The 7,656-nt window shown below is 68.9% G+C and carries 5 protein-coding genes and 2 pseudogenes; 3 read left to right on the top strand and 4 right to left on the bottom strand.

Annotated elements, in window-relative coordinates; translation table 11 throughout:
* The coding region (locus AC2W7M_RS15490) for a GNAT family N-acetyltransferase (RefSeq protein ID WP_486133124.1) at positions 1 to 563 on the bottom strand (563 nt) is incomplete at its 3' end.
* 434 nt (positions 564 to 997) lie between these two features.
* Between AC2W7M_RS15490 and hisS the strand changes: the two are divergent.
* Positions 998 to 2,565: pseudogene (gene hisS / locus AC2W7M_RS15495) on the top strand (histidine--tRNA ligase).
* Between the two features lie 176 nt (positions 2,566 to 2,741).
* The gene (locus tag AC2W7M_RS15500) at positions 2,742 to 4,241 is read left to right on the top strand and encodes a phosphomannomutase/phosphoglucomutase (protein WP_486133125.1); all 1,500 of its coding nucleotides are present in this window, start codon (positions 2,742 to 2,744) and stop codon (positions 4,239 to 4,241) included.
* A gap of 79 nt (positions 4,242 to 4,320) precedes the next feature.
* Here the strand turns inward: AC2W7M_RS15500 and AC2W7M_RS15505 are convergent, their stop codons facing one another.
* From AC2W7M_RS15505 to AC2W7M_RS15515, 3 genes are all read right to left on the bottom strand, one after another.
* On the bottom strand, positions 4,321 to 4,728 hold the full coding sequence (locus AC2W7M_RS15505; protein WP_486133126.1) for a hypothetical protein: 408 nt from the start codon (positions 4,726 to 4,728) through the stop codon (positions 4,321 to 4,323).
* A gap of 309 nt (positions 4,729 to 5,037) precedes the next feature.
* Positions 5,038 to 5,223, bottom strand: coding sequence for a 50S ribosomal protein L32 (gene rpmF / locus AC2W7M_RS15510; RefSeq protein ID WP_121621440.1), 186 nt, complete (start codon positions 5,221 to 5,223; stop codon positions 5,038 to 5,040).
* A 273-nt stretch (positions 5,224 to 5,496) separates the two neighbouring features.
* On the bottom strand, positions 5,497 to 6,390 hold the full coding sequence (locus AC2W7M_RS15515; protein WP_486133127.1) for a LysR family transcriptional regulator: 894 nt from the start codon (positions 6,388 to 6,390) through the stop codon (positions 5,497 to 5,499).
* Positions 6,391 to 6,484: 94 nt separating this feature from the next.
* On the opposite strand from AC2W7M_RS15515, the pseudogene AC2W7M_RS15520 reads away from it, so the two are divergent.
* Positions 6,485 to 7,534 (top strand): annotated as a pseudogene (locus tag AC2W7M_RS15520) (aldo/keto reductase); the annotation flags it as partial.
* Between the last annotated feature and the right edge of the window lie 122 nt (positions 7,535 to 7,656).

The following is a 7,656-nucleotide window of genomic DNA, read 5'->3' on the forward strand; positions in this document are numbered from 1 at the left end:
CCGGTGGCGAGCCGCTGGCCTGGAGCACAGCGCCGGCGACGCCCTGCGCGTCCGCCGCCGCCTCGCGCGCCAGCGACAAAAGCGGTCGGGAAGGGCGCGTTCAGCGAGGCCACCACCTCGTCGCTGTCGAAGCTCAGCTCGGCGTCGAACTTGCGCGCGATCTGCTGCATGCGCCGGTTCTGCGCCAGGCAGTTGAGGCAGAGCGTGCGGATGCCGCGGTTGCGGGCGGTGAGGATGACGCGCTCCAGCAGAAGCGTGCCGAGCCCGTGGTTCTGGAAGGTGTGCTCGACGCTGAAGGCGGCCTCCGCCTCGCCCGGCAGCACGTCGCCGAGCGGGTAAAGCTCGGCCGCGGCGCGCAACTCCCCGTCCACGAAGCAGCCATGGACGATGGCGCCGGACCGGAAGGCCCGGGCGGCATAGCGGGTGACGAATTCGTCGGATACGGCCGAGCCGAACCGAAACCGGCGGCTGTCCGCGTCGAGGCGCAGGAGGTGATCGCGGAAGATCTCCGCTTCTCCCGCCCACAGCTTGCGGATAATGCCCGGTGCGACCTGATCGGTCATGGTGGTCTCCACTTGTGGCGTCGTCTCCGGCGCGAGCGTTCGCTCTCGGCCGGCAGCTCTCGCCAACGACACCCTGCCGGGCGCATGCGCCACGGCGTCCTCGGATGCCCCCGGGGTTCCTCCGCCGCGGAAGTTAGGTGCATTGCAACAAAGGTCAAGCATATTGACCTGGATCAAGGAGCCGATCCTGGTGGGAAGCACAGGATGCGGGGGCCTATCGATCTGATCTGGTGCGCAAAACAGGCTGCCATGCGGTTTGCGCACTTCTGCTGCGCTGCACCATCGTGGCTCGGCCCTCATTCGGCCGCGATCGGCTGGCGCCCATGGTCGAACCGCCGCCCGGCGCGCCCAGCCTTGCCGCACCGGCGGGGCTCCTCTAAGACGCCCCCAGCCCTTTGAACATCGAGATTCCCGCTTCGCGGGCGCGAGCAGCCATGGCCAAGACAGACAAGGCGACCGACAAGCCGACCGACACCAAGAACAGCGACCGGCCGAAGGCGCGCCTGCCGCGCGGCCTCGCCGACCGGACCGGCGCCGAACTGTCCGCCACCCGCGCCATGCTGGAGAAGATTCGCGGCGTTTACGAGCTCTACGGCTTCGAGGCTTTGGAGACCCCGGCGTTCGAATATACCGACGCGCTCGGCAAGTTCCTGCCCGACCAGGACCGGCCCAACGAGGGCGTGTTCTCGTTCCAGGACGACGACGAGCAGTGGCTGTCGCTGCGCTACGACCTCACCGCCCCGCTCGCCCGCTACGTGGCGGAGAATTTCGACCGGCTGCCCAAGCCCTACCGATCCTGGCGCGCCGGCTACGTCTATCGCAACGAGAAGCCGGGGCCGGGGCGGTTCCGCCAGTTCATGCAGTTCGACGCCGACACGGTGGCGCGCCCTCGGTCGCCGCCGACGCCGAGATCTGCATGATGGCCGCCGACACGCTGGAGGCGGTGGGCATCCCGCGCGGCTCCTACGTGGTGCGGGTCAACAACCGGAAGGTGCTCGATGGCGTGCTTGAGGCCATCGGCCTCGGCGGGGACGAGAATTTCGGGCGGCGCCTCACCGTGCTGCGCGCGGTCGACAAGTTCGACAAGTTCGGCATTCCGGGGGTGAAGCTGCTGCTCGGCACCGGCCGCAAGGACGAAAGCGGCGACTTCACCAAGGGTGCCGGCCTGACCGATGCGCAGGCGTCCCTCGTGCTCGCCATGCTGGACGGCGGCATCTCGGCGACGCCGGAGGGCGTCAGCTTCGAGATGGCGGGCCGCGACATCGAACTGGCCGCGCGCCTCGTCTCCAGCGCCGTCTTCAAGGAGGGCATGGACGAACTGGCGGAGATCGCCGCCCTCATCGCCGCCGCCGGCTATGGCGACCGGGTGCGGATCGACCCCTCGGTCGTGCGCGGCCTCGAATATTATACCGGCCCGGTCTACGAGGCCGAGCTGACCTTCGAGATCACCGACGAGGACGGCCGCCCGGTGCGCTTCGGTTCCGTGGCGGGCGGCGGGCGCTATGACGGCCTCGTGGCCCGCTTCCGCGGCGAGAAGGTGCCGGCCACCGGCTTCTCCATCGGCGTGTCGCGGCTGCTCGCGGCGCTCGCGGCGCTCGGCAAGCTCGATGCGGATGCCGAGATCGGCCCCGTGGTGGTGCTCGCCATGGACAAGGAGCCGGCGCGCATCGCCGACTACATGAAGATGGTGGCGGACCTGCGCGCCAACGGCATCCGCGCCGAGATGTATCTCGGCGGCGCCGGCATGAAGGCGCAGATGAAATATGCCGACCGGCGCGGCGCCCCGGCGGTGGTGATCCAGGGCTCGAACGAGAAGGCGGCCGGCGAGGTCCAGATCAAGGACCTGGTGGAGGGCGCGCGGATCGCCGCTTCCATCGCCGACAATGCCGAATACCGCGCCGCCCGCCCGGCGCAGCTCGCCGTGCCCGAGGCCGAGATGGTCGCCGCCATCCGCGCCATCCTGGAGCGTCGGGCCGAGGGGAGCCTCGGACTAGCGGACTGAGGCGGCGGCGGGGCTGCGGACGCCGCCGGCCCGTGCCAAGCCGCCGTCATGCTGCGGCATGAACCGAGCCTGCGCGCTCCGCCCGGCCCCAAATGCTGCACCGCCATGTGTTTGGTCACGATTCCGTGCTATCGGCACATCCGCGACACATTCTGCCCGCGCGGAGAAGCCCCCTCATGTTCCCGACGCCCAAGCCCGTCCTCGTGCCGAACACCTATGCGTACGAATCCGAGCCCATGGTGAAGCCGACGGGCTTCCGGGAATACGACGCGCGCTGGCTGTTCCAGAAGGAAATCAACCTGATGGGCGTGCAGGCGCTGGGCATGGGCCTCGGCACCCTGATGCACGAAATGGGGGTCAAGCCGGAGATCGTCACCGGCCACGATTTCCGCTCCTATTCCTCGTCCATCAAGCTGGCGCTGGTCTCCGGCCTCATGGCGGCGGGCGTGAAGGTGCACGACATCGGCCTCGCCATGTCGCCCATGGCCTATTTCGCCCAGTTCGCCCTCGACGTGCCGGCGGTGGCGATGGTGACGGCCTCGCACAATGACAACGGCTGGACCGGCGTGAAGATGGGCGTCAACCGCCCCCTCACCTTCGGGCCGGACGAGATGACCCGCCTGAAGGAGATCGTGCTCGGCGCGACGTTCGACCTGAGGGGCGGCGGCGCCTACCACTTCGTGGAGAACTTCCCGGAGGTCTACATCAAGGACCTCACCGACCGCCCGAAGCTCAAGCACCCCATCAAGGTGATCGCGGCCTGTGGCAACGGCACCGCCGGCGCCTTCGCACCGCGCATCCTGGAGGCGCTGGGCGCCGAGGTGATCCCGCTCGACTGCGAGCTGGACCACACCTTCCCCAAATACAATCCGAACCCCGAGGACATGGAGATGCTCCATGCCATGCGGGACGCGGTGCTGGAGCACAAGGCGGACCTGGCGCTCGGCTTCGACGGCGACGGCGACCGCTGCGGCGTGGTGGACGATGCCGGCGAGGAGATCTTCGCCGACAAGATGGGCGTGATGCTGGCCCGCGACCTCGCCAAGATCTATCCCAACGCCACTTTCGTGGTGGACGTGAAGTCCACCGGCCTGTTCGCCACCGATCCGGAGCTGATCAAGCTCGGCGTCAAGGCGGACTATTGGAAGACCGGCCATTCCTACATGAAGCGCCGCGTGAACGAGACCGGCGCCCTGGTGGGGTTCGAGAAGAGCGGCCACTATTTCTTCAACAAGCCGGTGGGCCGCGGCTATGACGATGGCCTCGTCTCGGCCATCGCCGTGCTCGACATGATGGACCGCAACCCGGGCAAGAAGCTCTCCGAGCTGCGCGAGGCGCTGCCCAAGACCTGGTCCTCGCCCACCATGTCGCCCCACTGCGCCGACGAGGCGAAGTACGGCATCGTCGCTGAGGTGGTGAAGTATTATCAGGACCTCGCCGCCAAGGGCGCGCTCGTGACCGGCCAGAAGATCCGCGACCTCGTGACGGTGAACGGCGTGCGCGTCACCTGCGAGGACGGCTCCTGGGGCCTGGTGCGCGCCTCCTCCAACAAGCCCGAGCTGGTGGTGGTGGTGGAGAGCCCGGTCTCGGAAGCCCGCATGCGCGAGATGTTCGCCGAGGTCGACGGCGTGCTGCGCACCCACCCGGAAGTGGGCGCCTACAACCAGACCATCTGAGCGGGGCGGCCTTGGGGGTGCGGATCAGGTGCGGCCGGCACCGCTCCGCACCTGCCTCGCACCGCGCACCGGACAGGTCTCAGGCGTTGTCGCGCGGCTCGACGGAGAAGTCGCGCTGGGCGACGCGCACGGAGATCGAGAAGCCGGCCACCACGTCGAACAGCATGATGCACAGAAGCAGCGCGAACACCGAATTGCCGGCCTGCGGGATCAGCAGGAACTCGGCCAGAGCGACCGCGAACAGCAGCATCGACAGCATGTGATCGATGATCGAGCGCGAGGAGATGCGCGTCGATTTCAGCACCTCGAAGAACAGCACCACGAGGCTGAAGGCGATAAACGCCTCCGCGAGGCTGATGTCCCACTTCGCCCCCGAGAGCATCTCCACGACGGTCAGCGAGGTGCGCCAGTCGAGGCCTGGGGTGAGGAAGGCGAAGATGTTGAAGATTGCCAGCGGGACAATGAGCAGCGGTATCGGCGTCAGCATCACATTCTCCTCGACCGGACCCGATCACGGCACGCCGCATTGGGCCGCCATGGGGGATCGCCAATCGTGCCAGGACTGTCACCATCCGCAGCGAAGGAACGATGACGGAGAACAGGCTCTGCGGCACTCATCCGGACACCGTCCGGACGGGCGGCGGGCCGGACCCGCTCCCGCAGCGCGCCCCGGCCGTATCGCCCCGTTGAACATCCTCTGGCCCGGCGTCACGGGCGCACCGATCCCCGGCGTGCGACGAATCGGCAGCGCGCCAGAGAGGGCATCGGGCCGGCCGCGCAGGAGCGCGGCGCGCGCTCAGGCCTCGGCCTTCGCCTTGAGGATTTGCCGGCCCTTGTACATGCCGGTCTTCAGGTCCAGGTGGTGCGGGCGGCGCAGCTCCCCGGAATCCTTGTCTTCCACATAGGTCGGCTGCTTCAGCGCATCGGCGGAACGGCGCATGCCGCGGCGCGACGGCGACGTCTTTCTCTTGGGGACGGCCATGTCCAAAACTCCTCAAAGCGAGCCTTCTGCCCGCTGCGGCGGTTCGCGCAGGTTATGGCAAACCAGCGATCGAATTGAAGGCGCGCCTTATACAGTCTCTTTGGCGGGAGCGGAAGCCCCGCCCGGCTGAATCCGGGACGATCGCATCCGGCCGGGCACGCTTGCGCGAAGGGGGAGGACCCGTCGCGGGTATTGGACGCACGCACCGTTCGTCCGGCCGGACCGAAGGCGCGCAGGAAAACCCTGCCGTCCGGCGGCGCAGGACCCCCGCCCCTAGCGCCAGCGCCGGACATGCTCCACCAGCGCCCGGAGCTTCGGGGCGAGGTTCCGGCGGTTGGGGAAATAGAGGAAGAAGCCGGCGAACGGCGGGCAGTAATCCTCGAGCAGCGGCACCAGCTCCCCCGCGGCGATGTAGGGCCGGAACGTCTCCTCCATGCCGAAGGTGATGCCGCCGCCGGCGCAGGCGGTGCGGATCATCAGCCACATGTCGTTGGTGGTGATCTGCGGATGGACCGCGACGTCGAACTCGCGCCCCGCCTCGCCGAACTCCCAGCGGTAGGGCGCGGCGCGCGGCGCGGGCCGCCAGCCGATGCAGCGGTGGCGCGGCAGCTCGGTCGGATGCGACGGCCGGCCGAAGCGCGCGATGTAAGACGGCGCGGCGACCGCCGTCTGGCGCTGGGGACCCGAGACCGGAACCGCGATCATGTCCTGGTCGATCACCTCGCCGAGCCGCACGCCCGCATCATACCCTTCGGCGACGATGTCGAATTCGTCGTCGGTGACGGTGACGTCGATCTGGACCGCGGGATTGGCCTCGGCGAAGGCCGCCAGCAGCGGACCCGAGATGAAGCGCTCGGCGATCGACGACACCGCGAGCCGCAGCAGGCCGCTCGGCGCCACCTCCCGGTCGGCGGCCGCATCGAGCGCCAGGCCCACCTCGGCGATGGCGGGAGCAAGGCGCTGGTAGAGCTGCGCGCCGGCCTCGGTGAGGGCGACGCTGCGCGTGGTGCGCTGGATAAGGGCGATGCCGAGCCGGTCCTCCAGCCGCCGGATGGCCTGGCTCACCGCCGGGCGGGTGACGCCCAGGCGCTCGGCCGCGGCGCGGAAGCTGCGCGCCTCCGCGACCGCAAAGGAATACCGGAAAACGCCGGTCAGGTCCGTCATCATTGGTAATTTGAGATTACCAACATGGTCACCATTGGGCAAATTGTGCCCTAGGGGAACGTCTCCTACCTTTTCGGAAACAGGAGATGACCGTCACATGAAACTCGGCGATTACAGGCTTCTCGGGCGTTCGGGCCTGCGTGTCTCGCCCCTGAGCCTCGGCACCATGACCTTCGGTTCCGACTGGGGCTGGGGCGCCGACGGCGCGGAGGCGCGCCGCATCTTCGATCTCTACCTCGATCGCGGCGGCAACTTCGTCGACACCGCCGTGAACTACACCAATGGCGAGGCGGAACGTCTTCTCGGTGCCTTCATCGCCGACCGGCGCGACAAGATCGTCCTCGCCACCAAGTTCACCATGTCGCGCGAGCCCGGCAACCCGAATGCGGGCGGCAACCATCGCCTCAACCTCGTGCGCTCGGTGGAGCAGAGCCTGCGGCAGCTCGGCACCGACCGCATCGACCTGCTCTATCTGCACGCCTGGGACGGGACCACCCGGGCCGACGAGGTGATGCGTGCGCTCGACGATCTCGTGCGGTCGGGCAAGGTGCTCTATCTCGGCATCTGCAATACGCCGGCCTGGCGCATCGCCGAGATGCAGACGCTCGCCGACCTGCGCGGCTGGTCCGCCTTCGTCGCGCTCCAGATCGAGTACAGCCTCCTCGAGCGCACGGTCGAGCATGAGCTGATGCCCATGGCGGCGGCGCTCGGCCTCGGCGTTCTGCCCTGGTCGCCGCTCGGCGGCGGCGTGCTGGCGGGCAAGTATTCCCGCGCCGACGTGGCGGACAGCCGCGATGCCGCCGTGTCCGACAGCCGCCGAGGCGTGATCGCCGCGTCGGGGCATCTCACCGAACGCGCCATCCACATCGCGCAGGAGGTGGGCGCCATCGCCGCCGAACTGGGCGCGACGCCGTCCCAGGTGGCGCTGGCCTGGACGCTGGCCCATCCGGCGGTCGTCTCGCCGGTGATGGGCGCACGCACCCTCGCCCAGGCGGAGGAGAACCTCGCGGCGCTCGATGTCGCGCTGTCCGCAGCACATCTGGAGCGTCTGGACCAAGCCAGCGCCCCCGCCCCCATCTTTCCGGCGCGCTTCGTCGATCGCCCGCTGGTGCAGCAGCTCATCTTCGGCGGTTCGCGCGTGGCGCGGCCGCCTGAACCCGGCGCCGATGCCGCGCCGTCCGGGACCCTCCCGCCCCCACGGAAAGGACGGCACCATGACCATCAGCCCACCCAACGCCTCCCGGCCCGGCCCGCTGCGCCGTCCGCCGG

This window comes from Xanthobacter sp. BG11Y11_SDJG, assembly GCF_057364445.1.

Bases quoted from the DNA above. Each gene is read 5' to 3' on its own strand.
- AC2W7M_RS15505 (WP_486133126.1), bottom strand. From the start codon at position 4,728: ATGCTGACGCCGATACCGCTGCTCATTGTCCCGCTGGCAATCTTCAAC.
- AC2W7M_RS15515 (WP_486133127.1), bottom strand. From the start codon at position 6,390: ATGATGACGGACCTGACCGGCGTTTTCCGGTATTCCTTTGCGGTCGCG.
- rpmF (WP_121621440.1), bottom strand. From the start codon at position 5,223: ATGGCCGTCCCCAAGAGAAAGACGTCGCCGTCGCGCCGCGGCATGCGC.
- AC2W7M_RS15500 (WP_486133125.1), top strand. From the start codon at position 2,742: ATGTTCCCGACGCCCAAGCCCGTCCTCGTGCCGAACACCTATGCGTAC.